This window comes from Streptomyces niphimycinicus (genome assembly GCF_018883605.1).
In the GTDB taxonomy this organism is placed as follows: domain Bacteria; phylum Actinomycetota; class Actinomycetes; order Streptomycetales; family Streptomycetaceae; genus Streptomyces; species Streptomyces niphimycinicus.
Window position 1 is genome coordinate 74183 of sequence record NZ_JAHLEM010000012.1, and the last position, 22584, is coordinate 96766.

Annotated in this window: 20 protein-coding genes and 2 pseudogenes; 5 read left to right on the forward strand and 17 right to left on the reverse strand. The window is 69.9% G+C overall.

What is annotated here, in order from left to right; translation table 11 throughout:
* Nucleotides 1-352: 352 nt before the first annotated feature.
* On the reverse strand, nt 353-1024 hold the full coding sequence (locus KN815_RS01485; protein ID WP_216339363.1) for an ABC transporter ATP-binding protein: 672 nt from the start codon (nt 1022-1024) through the stop codon (nt 353-355).
* Nucleotides 1021-2109 carry an ABC transporter permease gene (locus KN815_RS01490; protein ID WP_216339448.1) on the reverse strand — a complete coding sequence of 363 codons (1089 nt, stop codon included), beginning with the start codon at nt 2107-2109 and terminating at the stop codon, nt 1021-1023. Before KN815_RS01490 ends, KN815_RS01485 begins: the two co-directional genes overlap by 4 nt.
* Nucleotides 2110-2279: 170 nt before the next feature.
* Here KN815_RS01490 and KN815_RS01495 point away from each other — a divergent pair, with 170 nt between their 5' ends.
* Both KN815_RS01495 and KN815_RS01500 read left to right on the forward strand, forming a co-directional pair.
* Complete coding sequence (locus KN815_RS01495; RefSeq protein WP_216339365.1) at nt 2280-3512, forward strand: sensor histidine kinase; 1233 nt, start codon at nt 2280-2282, stop codon at nt 3510-3512.
* A 2-nt stretch (nt 3513-3514) separates the two neighbouring features.
* Entirely contained in the window at nt 3515-4153 is a 639-nt protein-coding gene (locus KN815_RS01500) for a response regulator (RefSeq protein WP_216339366.1), read from the forward strand.
* Between the two features lie 40 nt (nt 4154-4193).
* Here the strand turns inward: KN815_RS01500 and KN815_RS52005 are convergent, their stop codons facing one another.
* From KN815_RS52005 to KN815_RS01540, 8 genes are all read right to left on the reverse strand, one after another.
* Nucleotides 4194-4532: a hypothetical protein gene (locus KN815_RS52005; protein WP_216339368.1), complete on the reverse strand. Its 339-nt coding sequence runs from the start codon at nt 4530-4532 to the stop codon at nt 4194-4196.
* Nucleotides 4533-4807: 275 nt separating this feature from the next.
* Nucleotides 4808-5758, reverse strand: a complete 951-nt coding sequence (locus tag KN815_RS01510) for a hydroxymethylglutaryl-CoA lyase (RefSeq protein WP_216339370.1) — start codon at nt 5756-5758, stop codon at nt 4808-4810.
* Between the two features lie 110 nt (nt 5759-5868).
* Nucleotides 5869-6666, reverse strand: coding sequence for an enoyl-CoA hydratase/isomerase family protein (locus KN815_RS01515; protein WP_216339372.1), 798 nt, complete (start codon nt 6664-6666; stop codon nt 5869-5871).
* 1 nt (nt 6667) lies between these two features.
* Nucleotides 6668-7930: a CaiB/BaiF CoA transferase family protein gene (locus KN815_RS01520; RefSeq protein WP_216339374.1), complete on the reverse strand. Its 1263-nt coding sequence runs from the start codon at nt 7928-7930 to the stop codon at nt 6668-6670.
* A 36-nt stretch (nt 7931-7966) separates the two neighbouring features.
* Nucleotides 7967-10123: a hydantoinase B/oxoprolinase family protein gene (locus KN815_RS01525; protein ID WP_216339376.1), complete on the reverse strand. Its 2157-nt coding sequence runs from the start codon at nt 10121-10123 to the stop codon at nt 7967-7969.
* Nucleotides 10124-10151: 28 nt separating this feature from the next.
* On the reverse strand, nt 10152-12212 hold the full coding sequence (locus KN815_RS01530) for a hydantoinase/oxoprolinase family protein (protein ID WP_216339378.1): 2061 nt from the start codon (nt 12210-12212) through the stop codon (nt 10152-10154).
* 50 nt (nt 12213-12262) lie between these two features.
* Nucleotides 12263-13537 (reverse strand): hydroxymethylglutaryl-CoA reductase, degradative, encoded by a 1275-nt coding sequence (locus tag KN815_RS01535; protein WP_216339380.1) that lies wholly within the window; start codon nt 13535-13537, stop codon nt 12263-12265.
* A 118-nt stretch (nt 13538-13655) separates the two neighbouring features.
* Nucleotides 13656-14195, reverse strand: coding sequence for an ATP-binding protein (locus KN815_RS01540; RefSeq protein WP_216339382.1), 540 nt, complete (start codon nt 14193-14195; stop codon nt 13656-13658).
* Between the two features lie 196 nt (nt 14196-14391).
* Here KN815_RS01540 and KN815_RS01545 point away from each other — a divergent pair, with 196 nt between their 5' ends.
* Nucleotides 14392-16368 carry a helix-turn-helix domain-containing protein gene (locus KN815_RS01545; protein WP_216339383.1) on the forward strand — a complete coding sequence of 659 codons (1977 nt, stop codon included), beginning with the start codon at nt 14392-14394 and terminating at the stop codon, nt 16366-16368.
* A gap of 54 nt (nt 16369-16422) precedes the next feature.
* Here the strand turns inward: KN815_RS01545 and KN815_RS01550 are convergent, their stop codons facing one another.
* Both KN815_RS01550 and KN815_RS01555 read right to left on the reverse strand, forming a co-directional pair.
* The gene (locus tag KN815_RS01550; RefSeq protein WP_216339385.1) at nt 16423-16977 is read right to left on the reverse strand and encodes a dihydrofolate reductase family protein; all 555 of its coding nucleotides are present in this window, start codon (nt 16975-16977) and stop codon (nt 16423-16425) included.
* Between the two features lie 95 nt (nt 16978-17072).
* The gene (locus KN815_RS01555) at nt 17073-17708 is read right to left on the reverse strand and encodes a helix-turn-helix domain-containing protein (RefSeq protein ID WP_253208677.1); all 636 of its coding nucleotides are present in this window, start codon (nt 17706-17708) and stop codon (nt 17073-17075) included.
* A gap of 395 nt (nt 17709-18103) precedes the next feature.
* Between KN815_RS01555 and KN815_RS01560 the strand changes: the two genes are divergently transcribed.
* Nucleotides 18104-18676, forward strand: a complete 573-nt coding sequence (locus tag KN815_RS01560; RefSeq protein ID WP_216339389.1) for an NADPH-dependent FMN reductase — start codon at nt 18104-18106, stop codon at nt 18674-18676.
* A 72-nt stretch (nt 18677-18748) separates the two neighbouring features.
* On the opposite strand, the gene KN815_RS01565 is transcribed toward KN815_RS01560, so the two are convergent.
* The 4 genes and pseudogenes from KN815_RS01565 to KN815_RS01580 form a co-directional block, all read right to left on the reverse strand.
* Nucleotides 18749-19069 (reverse strand): transposase, encoded by a 321-nt coding sequence (locus tag KN815_RS01565; RefSeq protein WP_216339391.1) that lies wholly within the window; start codon nt 19067-19069, stop codon nt 18749-18751.
* 528 nt (nt 19070-19597) lie between these two features.
* Nucleotides 19598-20053: pseudogene (locus KN815_RS01570) on the reverse strand (oxidoreductase); the annotation flags it as partial.
* A 2-nt stretch (nt 20054-20055) separates the two neighbouring features.
* A pseudogene (locus KN815_RS01575) lies at nt 20056-20257 on the reverse strand (aldo/keto reductase); the annotation flags it as partial.
* Nucleotides 20258-20308: 51 nt separating this feature from the next.
* Nucleotides 20309-20896 carry a flavodoxin family protein gene (locus tag KN815_RS01580; protein WP_216339393.1) on the reverse strand — a complete coding sequence of 196 codons (588 nt, stop codon included), beginning with the start codon at nt 20894-20896 and terminating at the stop codon, nt 20309-20311.
* 242 nt (nt 20897-21138) lie between these two features.
* Between KN815_RS01580 and KN815_RS01585 the strand changes: the two genes are divergently transcribed.
* Entirely contained in the window at nt 21139-21873 is a 735-nt protein-coding gene (locus KN815_RS01585) for a TetR/AcrR family transcriptional regulator (protein ID WP_216339395.1), read from the forward strand.
* Nucleotides 21874-21975: 102 nt separating this feature from the next.
* On the opposite strand, the gene KN815_RS01590 is transcribed toward KN815_RS01585, so the two are convergent.
* A complete protein-coding gene (locus tag KN815_RS01590) occupies nt 21976-22533 on the reverse strand; it encodes a TetR/AcrR family transcriptional regulator (RefSeq protein ID WP_216339396.1) in 558 nt (185 codons plus the stop codon).
* Between the last annotated feature and the right edge of the window lie 51 nt (nt 22534-22584).

Consider the following 22584-nt stretch of genomic DNA (forward strand, 5'->3'; position numbering starts at 1 on the left):
TTCTGGTTCACAGTGGTCCGAAGCATGACCAGCCGCGGGCGGACGGGCGTGCCCTGTCCAACTCTGCCATCGTGCCTTCGGGCTTGCGTTCGCGGGCGCGCCCGGGGTGACCAGCCGGTGGCGGCGTAGGGCGGGTGGCAGGTGCCGTGCGAGAGCGGAGAGCACGGCGCGATCAGCCCATGAGAGCTGCGGGCGCTCGATCTGTCGGCGCAGGACGGCGACCTCATGGCGAAGCGCGAGGATCTCGGCGTTGATCAGGTAGAGCAGTCGCAGACTAACGATCAGTGATCGTGCCCCTACTTGGGCGAACGAAAGCTCCAGGTCAACCAGCGCGCGGCGATAAAGACACCCTTCAGGGCAGGTGCAGGCGTCCGTCGTGGACTTCGGCGATCTGGTCGACGGCGGTGAGGTGGGCGCGGTCGTGGGTGACCAGGACCGTGGCAGTGGCCTGTTGATGGGTGAGGCGGGTGATGAGGTCGATGACGGCGGCGCCGCGTTCGTGGTCGAGGGCGCTGGTGGGTTCGTCGACCAGGAGGACGGTGGGGTCGTTCATCAGGGCGCGCGCGATGTTGATGCGCTGGCGCTGGCCGCCGGAGAGCTGGTGAGGGCGGCGGCGAGCCTGGTCGGCCAGGTCGACGGCGTCGAGGAGTTCCATGGCCCGGTCGCGTGCGGTGCGGGGCTTGCGGCCGTCGATCTGGGCCATGACCTGGAGCTGTTCGGCGGCGGTGAGGGAGGGCAGCAGGTTGGGCTGCTGGAAGACGATGCCGATCTTGTGGCGGCGCAGGTCGGTGAGTTCACCGCGGGTCATGCCCGTGGTGGCCTGGCCGTCGATGATGACGGTGCCGGTGTCGGGGGTGATGAGGGTGGCGGCGACCGCGAGGAGGCTGGACTTGCCGGAGCCGGAGGGGCCGACGACGGCGGTCAGGGTGCCCTTGGGCACGTCCAGGGTGACCTGGTCGAGGGCGGTGAGGCGCGAGTCGCCGTCGGGGTAGGTGAGGGTGATGTCGGTCAGGTCGAGGCTCATCGGGCGCTCCCCAGGGCGGTCAGCGGGTCGACGGAGGTGATGCGGCGGATGGACAGGGCGGCGCCGAGCGCGCCGAGCGCGATCGTCACGGCGGCCGGGACCAGGACGGTGGCGGGGGTGAGGAGGAAGGGCACGGCGCTGCCGGAGACGAGGGCGCCCAGGGCGGCGGCGATGCCGGTGCCGGTCAAGGTCCCGCCGGCCAGCAGGATGACGGCCTGGCCGAGGGCGTCCTTGAGCAGGTTGGCGGTGGAGGCGCCCAGCGCCTTGAGGACGGCGACGTCGCCGCTGCGCTGAATGGTCCACACGGTGAAGAAGGCGCCGATGACCAGGGCGGAGATGGCGAACAGGAAGCCGCGCATGAGCTGTAGGGAGCCGTTTTCGGAGGTGTAGGAGCCGATCGCGGACAGCGAGTCGTCCTTGGAGACCGTCTTGGTGTCCGCTGCCTCATCGGTGGCCTTCACATCGGCGCCGGAGGTGGTCTTCAGGGCGATGACGGTGGCGGTGGGCCCACTGGTCTTGCCGGTGGGGGGTGCGGTCTTCTGCCAGGTGTCGAGGCTGGTCCAGACGACCGGGGTGTGGCTGAAGGAGGCATCTCCGCTCACTGCGGCGACGGTGATCTTCTGTCCGGCCAGGGTGAAGGTGTCGCCGGCGCTCACCCCGAGGTCGTCGGCGGCGGTGGTGGAAAGCACAGCGCCATGGCCGTCGATCTTGTTGCTGTCGGGGGCGAGTGCGGAGCCGGGCTGCACGCCGAAGGAGGAGACGCCGGTGCTCTTGTTTCCGGCGCTGGCCTTGGTGGTGGTGATGCCCAGCGGTTCGGCGCTGCGCACGCCGGGCGTCTCGGCCCACTGCCGCCACTGCTTTTCGGTGACGGTGGAGTTGGCGTACGACAGGTCCTCGCCGCTGCCGGGCGCACCGAAGGCGATTTGGTTTGCGGGCAGGGACGTGATCGCGGAGATGTTCTGCCGGCCCAGGCCGGCGGTCAGCCCGGACAGCAGCCCGACCAGCAGGGTGATCAGCACGATGACGGTGCCCATCAGGGCGAAGCGACCCTTGGCGAATTTCAGGTCTCTCCAGGCGACGAACACGGCGTGGACCTGCCCTTTCAGGTGGGAGAAGCGGTATGTCCCCACCCTTGCCGCCAGATACCCGGCCGGCATCTGGCCCAGGAGAGCACTTGCCGCACCGAAAGGCGGCACGCCGGTTGTAACTTTCGATGGAGGCCCGGCGGGGGGCTTCTTCATAGGCTGGAGGGACTGTGAACACCACCGCCCCCACCCTGACCCCCACCAGCCGCGCTCTGGCCTGGTGCCTGCACCTGCTGGTCGTCGGTCTCCTAGCCCTGGCCGCAGGCCGGGCCGTGGCCGATCACCCTCCGCACACCGGCTGGGTCCTCGCCGCGGCCGTAGCATGCGGCCTGGTCTATGCGGCCGGCCCGGTACTGCCTCGGGTAAGCCGCTCACGGCGGGCCGCCGCACTGTGGCTGGCCGCCGTGAGCATCCTCTGGCTGGTGCTGCTGGCCCTGTCCGCCAACGGAGTATGGGTGGCTTTCCCGCTGTACTTCCTCCAGCTCCACCTGCTGCCCCGCCGCGCTGGACTGGCCGCGGTGGCGGTCACCGCGGCGGCGGCCATCGCCGGTTTCGCCGTACACCAGCGTACCTTCAACGCGGCGATGGCGATCGGGCCGGCCCTCGGCGCTGCCGTGGCGGTCGCGGTGGTGTGGGGGTATCAGGCCCTGTACCGGGAGAGCGAACAGCGCAGGCGCCTGATCGAGGAACTCACCGCCACTCGCGCAGACCTGGCCACTGCTCAGCACACCGCCGGGGTACTGGCCGAACGCGAACGCCTGGCCCGCGAGATCCACGACACCCTCGCCCAGGGCCTCTCCAGCATCCAACTGCTGCTGCGCGCCGCCGAACGCGCCCTCCCCCAGACTCCGGAGAGTGCTGCCCGCTACGTCGACCAGGCCCGCCAGACCGCCGTCGACAACCTCGTCGAAGCCCGCCGCTTTGTCGCCGCCCTCGCCCCACCCGCCCTGGAAGGCACCACCCTCGCCGCCGCCTTGGAGCGGCTGTGCGCCACCACGAGCACCCGTCACCGGATCACCGCACGCTTCCACCTCACGGGCGAGCCCGTACCACTGCCGACCGCGCACGAGGTCGCGCTGCTGCGCATAGCCCAGTCCGCCCTGGCCAACACCGTCCGCCACGCCGAGGCCACCACCGCCGAGGTCACCCTCAGCTACCTCGGCGATCACGTTGCCGTGGATATCGTCGACGACGGACGCGGCTTCGACCCCGCCCACCTGCCCGTCCCCGACCCCGAGGCCGGCGGGTTCGGACTGGCCGCCATGCGCGCCCGCACGCAGGCCCTCGGCGGCACCCTCGCCGTCGAATCCGCCCCCGGCCACGGCACCGCCCTGGCCGCCCAACTGCCCCTCGACCCCACCCCCGACCCCGACACCCCATCCCATCCCGCACCCGAGGCGTGACCGTGACCGACACCCCCATCCGCCTGCTCCTGGCCGACGACCACCCCGTCGTACGGGCCGGACTGCGCGCCGTACTGGAGACCGAGCCCGGCATGACCGTGGTGGCCGAGGCCACCACCGCCGAGGACGCCATCGCCCGCGCCGCCCAGGGCGACATCGACGTCGTCCTCATGGACCTCCAGTTCGGCAAGGGCATGAACGGCGCGCAGGCCACCGCCGCGATCACCGCCCGCGCCGGTGCGCCCCGCGTGCTGATCGTCACCACCTACGACACCGACGCCGACACCCTGCCCGCCATCGAAGCCGGCGCCACCGGCTACCTCCTCAAGGACGTCCCACCCGAGGACCTGGCCGTCGCGGTACGCACCGCCGCCACGGGCCGCACCACCCTGGCACCGGCCGTCGCGGACCGGCTGATGAACCGCCTGCGCACCCCGGGCACCGCCGTGACCCGCCGCGAGAGCGAAGTCCTGGCCCTGGTCGCGGAGGGCCTGTCCAACCAGGCCATCGGCGCCCGGCTCCACCTCACCGAAGGGACCGTCAAATCCCATCTGGCCCGCATCTACGCCAAGCTCGGTGTCGACTCGCGCACCGCCGCCGTCGCCACCGCCACCGAACTCGGCCTCATTCGCCGCCAGTAAGTCCCGCCCCGCACTGATCACTCGGTGGAAGGCAGCGCGCTCACCGGGACCGGACCACCGAATCGGTGACATCCAGCACGTCCACCATGCGGTTCAGCCTGCCGCGTGCACGTGCCACGTGGGCCCGGGGCAGCCGGATCTCAGCGGTGGCCCTGGAGGCGTCCGCCACCCCGTAGGACAGGGCCAGCACTGGCATGCTGCTCAGTGTGGCGGCGATCCGGCCCAGCGCTCCGCGGCTGTCGCGGAGCGACACGTTGAGCGTGCATGCCGCATCATCCGGCTCCAGCCGGCGCATCGCCCGGTCGAGGGCGTTGACCGGTCCGTTGCCCTCGTCGGTAGCGACGGTCCTCTTGCCCTGGGCGCGGGTTTTCACCTGCATTTCCGAACCGGTAGTCACGCTGCCCCGCGCAGATCCTTCAGGGGTTCGGTCTCGTCGACCTCCACGCCGGGGCCTCGGGGGACGACTTCCACGAGGGCGCCGAGGATGGTGGACAGATCTGTGTGATGGCCATATGGGTGTTCTCTGGGGCGGCGAAGCTACCGGCGATCTCGCTTGCCGGAAACCTCATCCATGTAGGTCACGCGACACGTCGACATTCACGGAGGATGCCGTCGAGGCGATCATGTCTTGAGCAGGCCGGTGGGTGGGGGGTGTCAGGCGAGGGCGGTGACGACGCGGGAGGGGCTCGGGCGGCCGAGGTGCTGGGCCATCCACCGGCTGGTGGCCGCCAGCGCGTTCAGGTCGACCCCGGTGTGGATGCCGAGTCCGCGCAACATCCACACCAGGTCCTCGGTGGCGAGGTTGCCGGTGGCGCTGCGGGCGTAGGGGCAGCCTCCGATGCCGCCGGCCGAGCTGTCGAACTCGGTGACACCCGCCGTCAGCGCGGCATGCACATTGGCGAGGGCCTGGCCGTAGGTGTCGTGGAAGTGAAGGGCGGTCCGGTCCAGAGGGATGCCCGCCCCCCGTACGGTGTCGAGGAGTTCCAGGACGTGGCCGGGGGTGCCGGTACCGATCGTGTCTCCCAGCGACAGGGACGTGCAGCCCATGTCGAGGAGCCTGCGGGCGACCGAGGCGACCTCACGGGGCTCCACATCGCCCTCCCAGGGGTCGCCGAAGCACATCGACACATAGCCGCGCACCGGCAGACCCGCGGAGCGGGCCCGGGACACGACGGGTTCGAACATCGCCAGCACCCCCTTCATGTCCCGGGCCAGGTTGCTCTCCGCGAAGGACTCCGTCGCGCTGGCGAAGACGGCGATCTCCCGGGCACCGGCGGCCAGTGCCCTCTCCAGACCCCGGTCGTTGGGAACGAGCACCGGGAGGCGGATGCCATCGAGGGGGCCCACGGCGGTGAGCACCTCGTGCGCGTCGTCGAGTTGGGGTATCCACCGGGGGGAGACGAAGCTGGTGACCTCGATGGTGGTCAGACCCGCCTCGACGAGCCGCCGGACGAACTCGGCCTTGACGGGGGTGGGGACGCGTACGGCTTCGGCCTGGAGGCCGTCGCGGGGGCCGACCTCGTAGATGCGGACCTGTTCGGGCATGCCCTGCTGGGGGGCGACGCGGGGCAGTGCTTCGGTGGACGAGGTGGTCTCGGATGTCATGGCGTCCTCGTCAGGCGGTGGGAAGGGCGAAGGGTGCGGTCACGCGGAACGGCGCGGCGCCGGACGTCCGGCAACGGTGGACCGGAGGGCGATGTTCCTGTGCGGATCCGTCATACGGGGGGCTTGCCGACACTCCGGCGGGAGGGAAAGTCGGGCGGACGGCGTTCGGCGAACGCGGCCAGTCCCTCATGGGCGTCCGGGGAGGTGAACGCCCGCTGCCCGTACCGCGCCTCACGGTGGAATGCCTGGTCCTGCGGGAGGTCCCCGAGGCGCAGCACCGACTCCTTGATCGTCTCCAGGGCGGTGCCGCTGCGGGCGGTGAGCCGGTGCGCCCGGTCCATCGCCGCCTCGAGCAACCGGTCGGCCGGCACCACGGCGTTGAGCAGGCCGTACCGCAGGGCGGTGGCCGCGGTGATCCGGTCTCCGAGCAGCATCAGCTCCATGGCCCAGACGTAGGGGATCTGCCGGGTCAGCCGCGTCAGGGTGCCGCCGGCCGGGACGACTCCGACACCGCTCTCGGGGAGCCCGAACTCGGCCGTTTCGGCGGCGATCCGCAGGTCCGTGGAGAGCATGATCTCGAACCCGCCACCGAGGCAGAGCCCGTTGACCGCCGCGATGACCGGCTTGAACAAGGTGGTGTGTTTCTGGTGGGCACCGTCCCATCGGGAGATGTCGAACCGCCCCTCGGCGAGCGCGGGGATCGATTCGGTGAGATCGGCGCCGACGCAGAAGGCACGGTGCCCCGCGCCCGTGAGGACCGCGACGCCGATCGACTCGTCGTCGCGGACCTCTTCGAAGGCCGCTCCCAGCTCCTCGTACATCGCCAGGGTCAGTGAGTTCAGTTTCTCCGGCCGGTCGAACCGGATCAGCGCTACCGGTCCGTCACGGTCGAGGGTGATGCCGCTCATCTCAGACCACCCCCGACTCGCGCAGGGCGCGGATGCGTTCCTCGGAGAGGTCCGCGAAGGCGCGCAGCAACTGGTCGGTGTGTTCGCCGACCCGGGGAGCCAGTCCCCGGGGCCGGGCCGGGGTGACGTCCAGTTTGACCGGTGTGCCGACCATGCGCAGTGGACCGAAGTCCGGGTACTCGACGTCGACGACCATGTCCCGGGCCTGGATCTGGGGATCCGCGATGACCTCCCCGATGTCCTTGATGGCGCTCAGCGGCACGAGGTCACCGGCGAGTTCCTCCAGTTCGAGCTTGGCGCGATCGGCGAACCACCTGTGCAGCAGCGGCCGCACCCGGCGCTCGTAGACCTCCGGGGTGAACCGCTTGGCCATCGTGTCGATCTCCGGGTCGGCCGCCAGTTCGGGTTCGCCGAACATCTCGCACGTCAACCGCCAGAACTTGTCGGTGTAGCCGCCGAAGAAGACGAAACCGTCCCTGCACGGATAGAGCTCATAGGGCTTGACGAACGGATGCTCATTGCCGAGCGGAGCCGGCACCTTGCCCTCGACGGTGTGCGACACGACCGCGTTCTCGGTCAGGCTGAGCACCGAGTCCTGCTGGGAGATGTCCACCAACTGCCCTTCACCGGTGCGCTCGGCGTGCCGCAGCGCGGCGAGCGTGCCGATCACGGCGTAGAGCGTGGCCGACAGGTCGCCGATGATGGTGCCGACCCGGACCGGCGGGCGGTCGGGGAAGCCGTTCATCGACCACAGACCGCCCGTGGCCTGCGCGCTGTTGTCATACGCGGGCTTGCGCCGGTACGGGCCGGTCTGGCCGTAGCCGGAGATCGCGGTGTAGACCAGCCGCGGATTGACCTTCCGCAGCTCGTCGTAGCCGACGCCCAGCTTGTCCATGGTCCCGCCACGGAAGTTCTCGACCAGGACATCCGCGCGGCTGACGAGCGTGCGCAGCAGGTCCTTGCCCTCGGGCCGGGACAGGTCCAGGGTCATGCCGAGCTTGTTCCGGTTGTACTGGGCGAAGAACGCGCTGAACGCCTCGCCCTCGGGCGATGTCAGCAAGGGGGGAAACTCGCGCGCATAGTCCGGGTCCTTCGGATTCTCGATCTTGATGACCGTCGCTCCGAGATCCGCGAGCATCATCGAGCAGAACGGCCCGGCGACCACCCGAGTGATGTCGAGGACCACGACCCCGCGCAGCGCCCCGTGTGCGGGACCGCCCGGCAGGACGGCAGCGAGGTCGAACCCGGTGTTGAACTCCGTCACGCGACCACACCTCCTTCTTCGAATACCGCTGTGGAATCAGCGGGTGGTGGCGGCTTCGACCCGGATGCGTGCGTCGAGCAGGGTGCCGCAGCGCGGGCTGTAGAACTCATCGAGGAGCACCCGCTGCCCGTCGCCCCGGGGGCGTACCCGGACGCCGTACTCGCCCAGCCGGTCGGCGGCCACCCGCGTGGTGACGATGGCGTCCTGCCGCCAGTCGTCCTTGGTGCTGATCAGGGCGCCGCTGGCCGGGCAGTACCAGCCGTCCGCGGCACGGCGGGGCGCGGATGCCCCGGCGGCGGCGTCGGCGTCGACCGGCGCGGTCGGCTCCCCGCCGATCCGGGCGGCACGCATCGCCTCGCGTGTGCGCGCGGTCGCGGCGGCGTCCACGGCACCGTCGGCGAGCACCACCCCGTAGACGGCGGATGCCGTGCGGTCGGTGATGTACGCGTCCCGGACGTCCTCGGCGACGCGCCGCGGGTCACGCAGGAGCGGGTCTCCGTACCCGCCGCCACCGGCGATCCACTGGACGAAGACATCGCCGGCCGAGACCCGCACCGAGGACTGGTTGATGGCCAGTAGGTCCCGCGTGACGCAGTCGAGGCTGTCGTCGGTGGGCACCGTGCCCGCGGCGAGCAGGCCGGCGACATTGGACCGGCGCAGGATCTCGTGCCCGCTTCCCCCGCCGGGAAGCCCGCCACCGTATCCGTCGGCGACCACCTGGGCGCTGGGGGCGAACACGGTCTGCGTGGCGGAGGGCGCACCGTGCAGGGCCCAGGCGAACTCCAGTCCCAGACCGCCGCGGTGGGCCCCGTGCCCGGCGCTGGCGATGTTGAGCCGCTTCCACAAGTAGAGGACGGGATAGAGCATCTCGTTCATCTCGACGTCCGGGAGCATGTTGTTGACCTGCGTCATCATCCCGGCGCAGTCCAGACCGTCGGTGTCCGGCTGGGCTCCCGCCCCCATTCCACCGCCATCCATGTTGAACAGCACGAAGTACTCGCCGTCGTCCGAGGTGCCGGCCGAGATGCCGCCGGTCCACGAGTCGGCCCACACACCCTGGGTGCGGCCACGGACGGTCTCGTCCGCGCTGCCCCGGCAGGCGTCGTTCATCAGCTTGGTGACCAGCCGGCTGACGCGGGCGCCGGTCGTCAGGTGTCCGTTGCTGATCGGGGCCGGGGGAGTGGGGTTGACGATGGAGCCCGGCTCGGCGATGACCTCGAAGGCGGTCATGACGCCCTCGTTGAACGGCACGTCCCAGGCGAGGATGGGCACGACCGCCGTGGCGACGCTTCCGACGAGGGCTCCGTAGCTACAGTTGACGAAGCCGTCGGTTTGCTCGCTGGATCCGGTGAAGTCGAACGTGATCTGCTCGCCCCGCTTGGTCATGGCGCAGGCGACGCGGTACAGCTCGTCGGCATGGCCGTTGTGCTCGGTCCACTCCTCGGCCGTGTACGTTCCGTCGGGGATCTTCGCGACACGGTCCCGGACCACCTGCTCCGCCAGCTCGAAGCTGAGCCGCGTGTACTCGCGGAAGTCGTCGAGCCCGAATTCCCCGATCGTGGCGAGAAGCCGCTGGATCCCGGTGTTGTTGCTGGCCACCAGGGAGCGCACATCGTTCCAGAACAGCGCGGGCACCCGGACGTTGTTGAGCAGGATGCGTCGCACCCATTCGACGGGCTCGCCCTTGTCGAAGATCTTCACTCCCGGCGGGAGCCGGAGCGCCTCGCTGTAGCAGTCATAGGCCGCGGGGGCGAAGCCGCCCGGTGTCATACCGCCGACGTCGACGAGATGGGCCTGCGACTGCGCCCACCCGATCAGCTCGTCACCGTGGAAGATCGGCGAGATCACATTGGTGTCCGGCGGGTGGCTCGCACCGGCGGTGTGCGGATCGTTGCAGATGAAGGCGTCGCCGGGGGCGAGTGGCTCACCGGCGATCTCCCGGACCAGATTCTGGACGGCGACGCTGCCGGAGCCGATGTGGAACTGGACGTAGTCGGAGTAGGCGTAGATGCGGCCGGTCGGGTCGAACAGCGCGGTGTTGAAGTCGCCGGCCTCGGTGATCACCGGCGAGCCGGACGAGCGGATCATCGCGATGCCCATCTCCTCGACGATGGAGTCCAGACGCATACGGATGACCTCGAGCGTGACGGGGTCGAACCCGGCGGGAAGGCGGCCGGTGGCGGATTCGGTCATGTGGGTCTCCTGGATCGGGCCGTGGCGTTCAGACGGACGGCTGGAGCCGGATGAGGAAGTGGCCGGCGTCGGTCAGCTCCACTGTGGCTCCGGTGGGCACATAGACGGTGGTGTCGGGCTCCTCCAGCAGGCACGGCCCCTTCGCCCGCGCCAGCGCGGCGAAGCCGCGGTGCACATCCACCTCGGTCCGAGCCCCGGTCACCGGTTCGAGGATGGTGCGGCGCAGCAGGGTATGGCACTCCCCGTCGGTCTCCACGATCTGCCGGACCTGCTGGACGTCACTGCGGCCGACCGCGCGCACCCGGGAGTTGACCAGCAGGATGTCGGTCTCGGTCCAGGCCGTCCCGGCCCCGAACTCGGTCTCGTAGTCGGCGATGAACCGCGCGCGCAGTTCGTCCTTGTCCGCCTCGGTGAAGGTCCCGCCCTTCAGCCGTGTGGTGACCTCGAAGATCTGGCCGACGAACTTCATATCGGCCTCGCGGAACAGCTCCCGCCGGTCCTCGGGGATGCCCTCGTCGTCGAACCACGCCCGGGCGCGCCGCTCCAGGGCCTGGAACTCGCGGTCCAGGTCGGCGGCCGGCTGCCGCATCGTCCAGGGGCTGGTCCGCACGGCGGAGAAGACGGAATCGGCGTGCATGAGCCCGTAGGCCGAGAACACCGCGGCGTTTCGGGGGATGACGAGTTCGCTCACACCGATCTCGGCGGCGATGCTCGCGGCGAACAGGCCGCAGGCGCCGCCGAAACCGACGAGGGTGAACTCCCGCGGGTCATGGCCGCGGTTGACGGTGATCTTACGCAGCGCGTTCGCCATCTGGGAGGTGGCGAGCCGGTACACCCCCTCGGCCGCGGCGTCCTCGGTCAGTCCGAGCGGCTCCGCGACATGTGCGCGCAGCGCCTCGCGGGCCAGGTCCTCGTACAGCTCGACTGTCCCGCCGAGGTAGTAGCCGGGGTTGATCAGGCCGAGCACAAGCGCGGCGTCGGTGACCGCCGGGCGGGTTCCGCCCCTGCCGTAGCAGGCGGGACCGGGAGTGGAGCCAGTGCTGTGCGGACCGACCCGGAGCAGCCCACGGCCGTCCACCCAGGCGGCGCTGCCGCCGCCGGCGCCGATCGTCTCGATGTCGACAACGGTCAGACTCGTCGGCAGACCGCCGATCTCGGCCCGCGGGAGCAGCCGGAACTCACCATCCATGATCGCGGCGGCATCCAGGCTGGTGCCACCCATGTCGGCGGTCAGCACCCGGCGCCTGCCCAACTGCTGCCCGAGCAGGCGGGCGCCGGTGACGCCGCCGACCGGCCCGGAGTTGAACATGGAGATCGGCGCCTTGCTGGTTTCCTCGACCGACAGGAACCCGCCGTGGACCTGCATGATCTGCACACGAGCACGCAGGCCGCGGGCGCGCAGCTCCTCGGCGAGGTGGTCGAAGTGGGAGGCGACGAGCGGTTTGACCGCGGCGTCGAGCGCCGTGGTGACCATGCGCTCGTACTCACGGTAGACCGGTGTCAGGCCGCTGGAGAGGGTGAACGGGACGTCCGGGTGGTTCTCCCGCAGATACCGGCCGATGGCCTGCTCATGGGCGGGGTTGCGGAACGACCACAGCAGGCATACGGCGATGGCCTCCGCGCCCGTGGCGAGCGCGGAGTCCACCGCGGCGGCGATGGCCTCCTGCCGCAGCGGCACAAGGACCTCGCCGTGGGCATCGACGCGTTCGGCGACCTCGATGACGCGGCCGCGCTCGACGATGCCGGGCGGTGGCAGCATCTTGTGCGGGTCGCGCTCCTCGGTCCGCGCCGACCGGGCGATCCGCATCGTGTCGCGGAACCCCTGCGTCGTGAGGAGCGCCACCGTGGCGTACTTCTGCTCGTCGACCGCGTTGGTGACGATCGTGTTGCCGAGCACGAACCGGTCGACGGCCGGGTAGAACTCCTCCTCGGACATGCCGGCGCGCTCCTGGAGCACGGCCAGCGCGCCCAGGATGCCGGTGGTGACATCCTTCGTCGAGAACGCCTTCCCGCGGACCGCGTGGCCGTCGAGGACCGCGACCGCGTCGGTGAATGTGCCACCGACGTCGATACCAACCTGTAGTGCCATGTCTCAGCGTCTCCCTTGGCTCGGATACATGCGGGCGGTGAGGCGAGGCATCAGCCCTCGCCGCGCAGCTCGGCGAGGACTTTTTCGGCATGGTCGGCGCGCACGGCCCGGTCGGTGATCAGCCGGGCGACCACGCGCGGCAGTTCCTCGGGGGTGGCGCCGGCGGTGACGGCGACGTTGCGGGCGTGCAGCGACATGTGGCCGCGCTGGATGCCCTCGGTCGCCAGGGCCCGGACCGCGGCGAGATTCTGCGCCAGGCCGACGGCGGTGATGACTTCGCCCAGCTCGCGGGCCGTCGTGACGCCGAGCAGGGCTACGGCGGCCCGCGCGACCGGGTGCACCTTGGTGGCCCCGCCGACCAGGCCGACCGCCATCGGCAGCTCCAGCGCGCCGACCAGGTTGCCGTCGGAGTCCTTCTCGAAGTGCGACAGGGACGTGTACCCACGGTACCGGCCGGTCGCATGCGAGTGGGCGCCGGCTTCGACGGCGCGGGTGTCATTGCCGGTGGCCAGCACGACCGCGATGACGCCGTTCATGATCCCCTTGTTGTGGGTGGCGGCGCGGTACGGGTCCGCCTCGGCCAGGGCCGCGGCGTGCACGATGTCGTCGACCACCTCAGGCCCTCCGAGCGCCTCGGCGTCGAACACGGCACGCGCCCGGCACAGCCGCAGGTCGGCCTTGTTGCTGAGGATCCGCAGCAGCGTGCGTCCCCGGGCGATCTCCCCGACCCGCCCGGCGATCGCCTCGGCCATGGTGTTGACGGCGTTGGCGCCCATCGCGTCGCGTACGTCCACGATCAGGTGCAGCACCACATAGGTGCCCCCGGGAGCGTCGACCAGATGTACCTCCACGTCCCGGACGCCGCCGCCGAACCGGAGGAGCTGAGGGTCCTGTGCGTCGGCCAGCGCGATGAGCTCCTCGCGCGCTTCGAGCAGCCGTAGCCGGGCAGTGTGCGGATCGCCGACATCGAGGACCTGGAGCTGCGCCCGCATGAGCGGTTCGGTGGTCGAGGCGGTGAATCCGCCGGTGACGCGGGCGATACGGGCGGCGTTACTGGCCGCGGCGATCACCGATGGCTCCTCGGTGGCCATGGGGATCAGATAGTCGCGGCCGTTGACGGTGAAATTGGTGGCCACGCCCAGCGGGACGCCGAGGACACCTATGGCGTTCTCGACCATGTGGTCGGCCTGCTCGAGGGTGAGGCCGCGCTCGGGATCGAGCACCTCCAGGCTCTCCGGCTCGACCGCGGCACCGCGCGCGATACGGGCGCGGCGCTCACTGACCGACAGGTCCTTCACGCCGGAAAGCCTGCTGTTGACTGCCATGGATCCTCCTGCTTTCGGTGACGAGCTCAGGGGAGACAGGCCCCGCGGCGGGCGAGCGGCGACGTGGCTCCCGGGGCATGACGGCCAGGACGCCGCCGGGCGCCGCGAGCCGTCCGTTTCAACACCCGGTCGGCGATCGGCGGCCGGGCAGCTCCCGCGGCTGTCCTCGCTGAGCGGGAAGCGGAATCAGCAGCTCGGCACGGACGGCCGTGCCCTGCGAGTCCCGCTGGACCCGACACGTTGTGGCGTAGGCGTGGACCAGGCCCAGCCCCCGCCCGTCCACCATCTGGTCGGGCGTCCCCGTGCCGGGGCACCGTTCCCGCCAGGTGCCGGCGTCCCTGACTTCGACGGAGGCCGCGCAGTCGTCGACCGTCAGCAGCAGGCTCACCTCGGGGCTTCCGCTGTGCAGCACGCTGTTGGTGACCAGTTCCGTGGCGATCACGCGCAGTGCGTCAACGGTCTCCTCGGGCGCCCCCCACCGTGTCGCCACGTCGCGGGTGAAGGCCCGCAGAGCGGGAACCGCCCGGGGCTCCACGCCCATGGAGCACATGGCGGACCGCTGCCGGGACGCGGCCCCGCCGCATCGGCGGCGGTGGGTGGGCTGGATGAGCTGTTCATCGATCACGATCATGTCCTGCGGTGAAGAGTCCGTCGTCACGCCGGAGAGTCGCACTACGGTCGAGGTGGGCATCGGGGCCCTGCGTTGGGCCACTGTGACCAGCGGATCTTCAGTGGATGACGCCGCTGTCACACCTCAGACTTTAGATACGCGATGTAACAGCGCCCATGTACCATCAGTACACGGTGCAAAGTTTTTAATGGGTGATTCACACAGGGCGGACAGGGTGGTGGACATGGGAGCGCCCCGGGACACCGAGCGAGCGGCACCACGGGCCGACATCCCGGTGACCGCTGTCCTGACCCTGCTCGACCTCGCCGCGAAAGGACCCCCGGACGAACCCGACGCCGTGACCGACCTGCTGCTCACCGAGCATCTCGACACCGCCACGGCCACCCAGGTGGGCCGCCGGGTTCGCGAGCTCCAGGGCGCGATGGCCCGGTCGCACCGGCGCGGACAGGAACTGGCCGCTCTGTTCTCCAGCGCACGGGAACTCGCCGAACTGCACGATGTGGATCTGCTGATCACCCGGCTGGTACGGCGCGCCCATGACCTGGCCGGGACCGATGTCACCTATCTGTCCGAGTTCGACGAGACCACCCATGAGCTGAGGGTCCGCTCCACCGCGGGAGCGGTCGCCCCGTCCTTCCAGAAGCTGAGGGTGCCGCCCCATATCGGTCTGGCCAGCAAGATCGTCGAGTCCCGCGCCCCGCAGTGGACCTCACGCTACGAACATCTGCGCGACGTGCCACATGACGACAGCATCGACAACGCCGTCCGCGCCGAGGGCCTCGTCTCCATCGCCGGCGTCCCGCTGATCGCCGGGGGCAGGGTCCTGGGAGTGCTGTTCGCCGCCAATCGCACCGAGCACACCTTCTCCCCCGAAGAGGTCTCACTGCTGTCGGCCTTCGCCGACAACGTCGCCGTCGTACTGCAATCGGCCCGTCTGCTCACCCAGGCCCGGGACGCGGCCGCCGAGACGCAGCGCGCCTATGACGCGCTGGCCGACCACGTCGAGGCGATGGAACGCGCCAGCCGGGTGCACGAGGAGCTGACCGCCGCGGTTCTGCGCGGAGGCGGTGCCGCGGACGTCGCGCGGACTCTGGAAGCGGCACTGGAGCGGCCCGTGGTCATCCTCGACGAGACCTACGCCGTGCTCGCCGCATCGGACGACCGGAGCACCGCCTCGGTGATCGACCCGCCCGCCGTCCGGGCGGCCATCACCGGCAGCCTGCGCTCCGGGCGCTGCACTCCGCTGGACCCGCCGACCGGCGAGTTTCACACCGCGGTCGCCGTGCTCGCCGGAGAGATGATGCTCGGCGGCCTGCTCATCGGCGACGGCACGGTCGAACTCGGCGCGGTGGAGCAGCGGACCATCGAGCGCGCCGCACAGATCACCGCGCTCCTCACTCTGAAACAGGACGCGGTCCTCCACGCCGAGGACCATGTGCGCGGTGAGCTTCTCGGTGACCTCGTCAGTCCCGACGCCCGGCGGCGCGCGAGCCTGCCCGCCCGGCTGCGCGCCCGCAGACTGCGCCCGGAGGACCTGCGGACCGTCGTCATCACCGTGGTGGCACCCGAACAGCGCCGCGCCGCGCTGCGGGCCACTCAGACCGTGGCCGCGCCGTCCGGCCTGGCGGGCGAAGTGGACGGCGTCGTCACACTCGTCGTGCCGGAGAGCGATCCGCAGCGCGCGGCGACCGCCGTCCGTGACCGCCTGTGTGCCGCGACGGGGGCCGGCGCGGTGCTGACCGTGGCCGCGCCCCCTGCGGAGAGCCTCGACGAACTGAGCGCGCGTTTCACGACGGCCCGGGATTGCGGCCGGGTTTTGACCGCCCTCGGCATCGAGGCGGCCGCGGTCGCGGCCGACGCCTACCTGCCGTACACGACGCTGTTCGCGCACGACCCCACCAGCGTGCGGCAGTTCATCGATCGCACCATCGGCCCCGTCCGGCGCTGGGACGCCGAACGGGGGACCGATCTGCTCGCCACCCTCCACCGCTTCGTGGACTGCAACGCCAGCCCCGCCCGCGCCGCGCGGCTGATGGGCGTGCACAGCAACACCGTGCTCCAGCGGCTCGACAGGATCACCCAACTGCTCGGCGACACATGGCGGGACCCGGAGTCGTTCTTCCGCGTCTCGGTGGCGGTCCGCCTGCACACTCTTTCGGAAGCCCTTCGGAGCTCCGCACACCCACTCCGGCGTCCCTGACAAAGCGGCTCGATCTCCCGCCCGTCCCTGTACCCGGCCCTCGTCGAGCAGTGCTCAGCGCGTCGGACGGTAGGTCGCGATGATCACTCCGCTGCTGGTCGGCTGAGCGCTGACCAGCTCCAGCTTCTTCAGGGGGGCGTCGTCGGCGAACAGCTTCTTGCGGCCCTCGCCGGCCACCACCGGGTGGATCAGCAGTACCAGTTCGTCCAACAGGTCCTGCTCCAGAAGCGAACGCACCAGCGTGGGGCTGCCCGCGACGGTGATGTCCTTCCCCTCGCGCGACTTGAGCTCCTCGATCGCGGCCGGCAGATCGCCGTTGACAAGCGTGCTGTTCGCCCAGTCCTCCACGCTGTCCAGCGTGGAGGAGACGACGTACTTGGGCGAATCATTGATCCACTTGGCGAAGCCGGCGTCCTCGCCGTCGGTCACCGTCGGCCAGTACCCGGCCCACTCGGTGAAGGTCGCCCGGCCCAGCAGAATCGTGTCGGCCGTCTCCAGCGTCTTTCCCAGCGCCGCGCCCATCTCCTCGTCGAAATCGAACTGCCACTCGTTCGGCGACTGGGCGACACCATCGAGCGAGACGAACAGACCCGAAACAACCTTGCGCATGATTCCTCCGTGATGAGTTCGGGGTCGTCTGCCCGGTCCCGGCCGAATAGCGCTCCGGCCGGGGCGGGCCGACCCCGTCGGCTACGTCGGGAAGGCTATGCGGGCACCGGGGAGGAGGGCTTGTACAGAAGCGACAGCGGCTCCGCCCGGCCCGGAGCACTCAGCCGAGTGGCGGTCCGGCCGATGAACCGGGTCAGGGACCGCGCCAGGTGCGGCTGGTCGAAATAGCCCAGATGGTGCACGACGTCCTGCGCCGGCACCCCCTCCTGGATCAGAACCGCCGCCTCGCGGGCACGGTGGATCTGCCGGATGGCACCCCGGGTGAGGCCCGTCGCCGCCACGAAACGCCGCTGGAGGGTCCGCTCGGAGACATCGGGGGCCGCGCCGCCGAGCACCGCGGGCACGATCGGGTCGCACTCCACGATGCCCTCACGCACCATGCGCCGCACGAACGCCTCCGCATTGTCGTAATCGGGCACGTGCCAGGCGGAACCCTTCAGCCACACGGAGCGCCGCGTCACGTCGGGGATCTCCGCGCTGCCACCCACAAGCCGGCTGATCGGCACGTGAGGCATCGAGGTGCCGAGAGCGAAGCTGATACCGAAGAACGTGGCGTCCTTGGGAACGGGAGCCAGACAGGCCCTGGGCTCCGGGCCCAGCACGGCCGCCTGCACCTGGCCGTCGTGCTCCCAGAAGACAAGCTCCCAATGCGACGCCGCGATCGACGTCATCCGGCCAACCGCGATGCTGCGGCTGCGCCATACCCTCTCGATGGACGGCAACTCCGACGGCCGACTCTCGATCTCCAGACCCAACCGGATCGCCCCCGTTCACCGCCGCCTGCGCCGCCAGTGTGCCACGTCGCACGGACGGCCAAAGCTCGTGCGAGATGCGCGGGAGGACCCGCGCGACTCGGCCCGAACGCGGCCAGCGGCCCGATGCCCCAGGGTTCATGATGATCGACCCCATCGCGCCGGCGCTTCACACAGGCGTTCATCTGGACGGATCTGCCACCGCGCGCTCCGCTCCCGGCCGTGGTTTCGTTCCTTGCGGAACCCCTTGCCCGTCCGAGCGCGCGATACGCAGAGACGAAAGTACGCAATGCGCGCGTTGAATCGAGGAATCAATGACGACGTACAGGGTCGGCTACTTCGTGGGAAGCCTGGCGACTCACTCCATCAACCGGACGCTCTCGAAAGCTCTGATCCGGTTGGCTCCATCCGATCTGGAATTCTTTGAGATCCCGATCAAGGATCTGCCCCTCTACAGTTATGACTACGACAGCGACTACCCTGCCGCGGGCAAGGAGCTCAAGGGTGCCATCGCTTCCGCCGACGCCGTCATCTTCGTGACACCAGAGTACAACCGATCCATTCCGGGCGCCCTCAAAAACGCCATCGACTGGGCCAGTCGCCCATGGGGCAGCAACTCGTTCGCAGACAAACCCTCGGCCGTGATCGGAGCATCCCCCGGCACCCTCGGCACCGCCCTCGCCCAGCAGAGCCTGCGCGCTGTCCTGAGCTTCTGCAACTCGCCGCAAATGAACGCACCAGAAGCATATGTCAGATTCAATCCCGATGTTTTCACCAGTGACGGTGAAGTCACCGAAGAGAAGACAGAAAATTTCCTACGGAACTTCATGAAGGAATTCCGCGATCACGTGGTCCGGGTTCTCACTGTGCTACCGCGAAAACCCTGAAGCGCGCGGGTTGGAGTGCGCCACCCTCAGAGAGAAGCACATGAGGAACCTCCCATGGGCTTCTCGGCCATTTCATGTGTGGGCTGGAGGGAATGCCGAAGCAGTTCGACCTCGTGCTCGGTCAGGAGCTCGGTCGCCCGCACCCTTGTCGCCCAGAAGAGCATCGGGGCGCCGGCGTGGACGGCCTGGCTTGCCGGCCACGGGCGGGATGCCGTCGACCAGAGCCGGAGTCTGGGTCACGTCGTTGACGTTGGCCGCGATGGTGATGACCTTGAACGGGGTGCCGTTACCGTCGCAGATCAGGTGGTGTTTGCTGCCCGCCTTCCCGCGGTCGACCGGTGACGGGCCGATGGCCTCGCCCCCTTTCTTCGCGCGGATGTGGGAGGCATCCACGCAGGCCCGAGTCCAGTCCAGGGCGTCGGCCGCGTGCAGTTCGCCGAGCAGGAGACGGTGCAGTTTCTCGAAGACGCCGGCCTCATGCCACCGGCCCAGCCGGCGCCAGCGAGTCTGTCCGGGCCCGAACCCGAGTTCCAGCGGGAGCAGTTGCCCTGCCCCCGACGACGGACAGTGCGGCGTCCAACCCGCAGTAGAACCCACGCTCAGTCATCTGGACATACCCTTCCGTCCGCCACCACCTGGAGGCACTTACCCCAAAGTAGGTACTTGCCGGCGGAGAGGACTTGTTGTTGGCCGATCATCGGAGTGAGCCACCGGACCGCGGTCGAGGACTCAACCGTACGCACGCTCGTGCGGCCGCCGCCGTACCGCTCGTTCACCGCCCGCCGCGCGAAACGGCCCGTGCCTCGGCGACGGTGACGGACAAGGAACCGGGGTTCCAGAACGGGAGCCGGACCGGGGTGGCGGGCATCGAGAAGCTGCTGGACCGGCTGGAGCGGGACGAGTTCGACCGGATCGCGATCGGCCGGGCAGGCCGACGGAGCCGACGCTGATGGTGGCCTTGCCGGTGAGCTTCTTGGTCCAGCCCGCGAGATTCAGGTCCGAGACCTCGAATTCCGGCACCCAGTACCGGCGGGTGGAGGAGTGGAAGGCGTCCACCCCGGCCTCCGCGAGCGGGGTGAGGACCGCCTCCGGCTCCTGCGGGGTGGTGGCCAGCCGCGCGTCGTAGTTGTTCACCTTCCACTGCGAGGTGCGGAAGACGATCGGGAAGTCGGCGGAGACGGCGTTCCGGCAGGCGGCCACGATCTCGGCGGCGAACCGGGTACGGGCGACCGGGTCACCGCCGTAGCCGTCGGTGCGGCGGTTGGTGCGCTCCCACAGGAACTGGTCGATCAGAAGGCCATGGGCGCCGTGCAGTTCGACGCCGTCGAAGCCGGTGCGCTCGGCCGCGGCGGCGGCCTCGGCGAAGGCGGCGATCACCGCGTAATGTCGGCACCGAACTTGGTGGCCAGGACCACGTCGTCGCGGAAGTCCCTGACCGCCTTGCCGACCAGGATCTCGTTGGATCCGCTGCCCCAGCCAGGCCCCCTCGTCGGTGGGTCCGTAGGCCATCGTCAGGCCCATCGCGCCGTAGCCGAGCGCCGAGACCTCAAGGCCCTGGCTTCCCAGTGTCCGGTGCTGCATGGCTCACTCCTCTGAAAGGAACCAGAAGGTAATTTTTGGCGGACCGTTGTGTCAGTGCGCTGCGGCGGTCAGCCCGGCGCGGTGGATGCGGGTGTGCTCGGCGACGCGTCGGCCGAGGTGGCGAGCGGTGTTCAGGTCTGCGTCGTGGACCGCGGGGGTGTCGTTGAAGCTTTGTGCGCCGGCGCCGAGGTAGAAGCCGAGGCGGTTGTCGTCCTGGGGGCTGGCTGTGGTGGTGTTCCAGCCCGGCAGAAGGTTCAGGCTCACCCAGAGCATTCCGTGCTGGGCCGCCAGGAGCGCCAGGTACTGCAGGGTGTGCAGCTTGTCGCCGCTCATGGAGCCGGAGTTGGTGAATCCCGCCGCGAGCTTGTCGCTCCAGGCGCGGGTCATCCACCGCTTGCTGCTGGCCTCGGCAAAGGCGTGGAACGCCCCCGACGCGGTGCCCATGTAGGTGGGGGTGCCGAAGATGATGGCGTCCGCGGCGTCCATCAGTTCCCAGTCGGTGTCGCTGAGGGAGGCGACGTCCACGCGATGGACGTGCGTCCCGGCGATGGAGCGCGCGCCGTCGGCCACGGCCGTGGCGATCTGTGCGGTGTGGCCGTAGCCGGAATGCGACGCGATGACGATCGAGGTATCGGACATGGGTGTTCCTCTTCTGCCGCGATGGCGGCGTGTTCGGTGGTGGTGCCGGCGGACGATGAGCTGCCCGCTGCGGCGGTCGGCGGCACTGCTCCACGGGTAGGGGGCCGGCGGCTCGGGCCAGGGTGTGGCGCATGCCCGGGTGTCGCGGGCATGCGTCGGCCACCAGCGGCGTGGATCGACGTTCCGCTTTTGAGCGTAGCACTGATAGAGCGGTGCTATGCGAAATGGGATATCGTTGTTCCATGAACGAGGGACGACGCGCCGCGCGGCGCCAGGTGCTGCGGGTTGCCGCCAAGCTTTTGGAGGAGGGCGGCAGCGAAGCGGTCTCCACGCGCGCTGTCGCCGCAGCCGCGGGCATCACGGCCCCCGCGCTCTACCGGATGTTCGACGACAAGGACGGACTCCTGGCCGAGCTGGCCGCCTACGGGTTCGAGATGTACCTGGCCGAGAAACGGGAGGCGCTGGCGCTGACCCCCGACGACCCGGTGGCAGACCTCTACCGCGGCTGGGACCTGCACGTCGACTTCGGAGTGCGGCACCCCGCGTTCTACATGCTCATGTACGGCACTGCGCGGCCCGGGCGGCGGCCCCCGGCCGCGGACGAGGCGCACGCCCTGCTGGTGAGACTGCTGGGCCGGGCGGCCGACGCCGGGCGCCTTCGGGTTCCGGTGGAGCAGGCGACCCGCGTCATCCACGCGGCGACAACGGGTGCCACACTGGCGCTGATCGGCGAAGAGCCCTCGGAGCGGGACCTGACCACGTCGGCACGGCTGCGGGACACCGTCATCGCCTCGGTCATCACGGACTCGCCCGCCTCATCCGGGTCGGACCTGGCCTCGCGCGCACTCGCCCTCGATGCCGCACTTCACACCGCGCTCACCACCGGGCCCCCGGCCGCGGGCGCGGGCGCCGGGGTGCCTCTGCGAGACACGGAGACGGCTCTGCTGCGCGAATGGCTGCGGCAGTTGGCAGGCTGAACCCACCGCCTGCTCCGCAGGCGTTACGATCCTCCGTCTTGCGATCGCAGGCACCGGGCGCCGCCCAGCGTGGCCGGACGGCAGCACCTTGTCGAAAACGCTCTAGTGGCGGGGCGATGTGCCGGCTTGCACCAGGGCTCGTGCCAGGTCGGTGCTCTCCGGAAGGCTGTCGAGCGGGAGGGGTTGCGTGGCGACAGCACCCTCGTGCAGCACGAGGAGTTGGGTGGCGAGGGTGGCCGGGTGTGGACAGCCCGCTGTGGTGGCGAGTTCCTTGAACAGGTTCAGCAGCCAGAGCTTCTGGTTCGCGGCGATGCGGTGTGCGGGATGCGAGGGGTCCGGGAGTTCGGCGAGTGCGTTGATGAAGGCGCACCCGCGGGTGTTGGTTTCGCTCCAGGTCCGCAGTGCCTCGAAGGGTGCGGTGACGGCCTCGGCGGGAGTGTCGCCGGCGTCGACGGCGGCACGGACGAGTGACCGCCAGCGCTGGTCGCGGCCCGTGAGATAAGTCGCCACGAGGTGGTCTTTCGAGCCGAACTGGTTGTACAGGGTCCGCTTGGTCACCCCTGAGTGCTCGGCAATCAGATCCACGCCGACCGCTGTGATTCCGCGGTTGTAGAACAACTCCTCTGCGGCCGCCACGATGCGGCGGCCGGCCGGCGTCATAGGCCGCGCTTCCTGCACTGCGGACCCCTTCACTGATCGGTGTACGGTGGG

What these genes read in the sequence shown, in the direction of transcription:
- KN815_RS01530 (WP_216339378.1), bottom strand. Translation starts at nt 12,212, where the DNA reads ATGGCACTACAGGTTGGTATCGACGTCGGTGGCACATTCACCGACGCG.
- KN815_RS01485 (WP_216339363.1), bottom strand. Translation starts at nt 1,024, where the DNA reads ATGAGCCTCGACCTGACCGACATCACCCTCACCTACCCCGACGGCGAC.
- KN815_RS52005 (WP_216339368.1), bottom strand. Translation starts at nt 4,532, where the DNA reads ATGCAGGTGAAAACCCGCGCCCAGGGCAAGAGGACCGTCGCTACCGAC.
- KN815_RS01550 (WP_216339385.1), bottom strand. Translation starts at nt 16,977, where the DNA reads ATGCGCAAGGTTGTTTCGGGTCTGTTCGTCTCGCTCGATGGTGTCGCC.
- KN815_RS01545 (WP_216339383.1), top strand. Translation starts at nt 14,392, where the DNA reads ATGGGAGCGCCCCGGGACACCGAGCGAGCGGCACCACGGGCCGACATC.
- KN815_RS01590 (WP_216339396.1), bottom strand. Translation starts at nt 22,533, where the DNA reads ATGACGCCGGCCGGCCGCCGCATCGTGGCGGCCGCAGAGGAGTTGTTC.
- KN815_RS01525 (WP_216339376.1), bottom strand. Translation starts at nt 10,123, where the DNA reads ATGACCGAATCCGCCACCGGCCGCCTTCCCGCCGGGTTCGACCCCGTC.
- KN815_RS01515 (WP_216339372.1), bottom strand. Translation starts at nt 6,666, where the DNA reads ATGAGCGGCATCACCCTCGACCGTGACGGACCGGTAGCGCTGATCCGG.
- KN815_RS01585 (WP_216339395.1), top strand. Translation starts at nt 21,139, where the DNA reads ATGAACGAGGGACGACGCGCCGCGCGGCGCCAGGTGCTGCGGGTTGCC.
- KN815_RS01555 (WP_253208677.1), bottom strand. Translation starts at nt 17,708, where the DNA reads ATGACGTCGATCGCGGCGTCGCATTGGGAGCTTGTCTTCTGGGAGCAC.
- KN815_RS01560 (WP_216339389.1), top strand. Translation starts at nt 18,104, where the DNA reads ATGACGACGTACAGGGTCGGCTACTTCGTGGGAAGCCTGGCGACTCAC.
- KN815_RS01510 (WP_216339370.1), bottom strand. Translation starts at nt 5,758, where the DNA reads ATGACATCCGAGACCACCTCGTCCACCGAAGCACTGCCCCGCGTCGCC.
- KN815_RS01535 (WP_216339380.1), bottom strand. Translation starts at nt 13,537, where the DNA reads ATGGCAGTCAACAGCAGGCTTTCCGGCGTGAAGGACCTGTCGGTCAGT.
- KN815_RS01580 (WP_216339393.1), bottom strand. Translation starts at nt 20,896, where the DNA reads ATGTCCGATACCTCGATCGTCATCGCGTCGCATTCCGGCTACGGCCAC.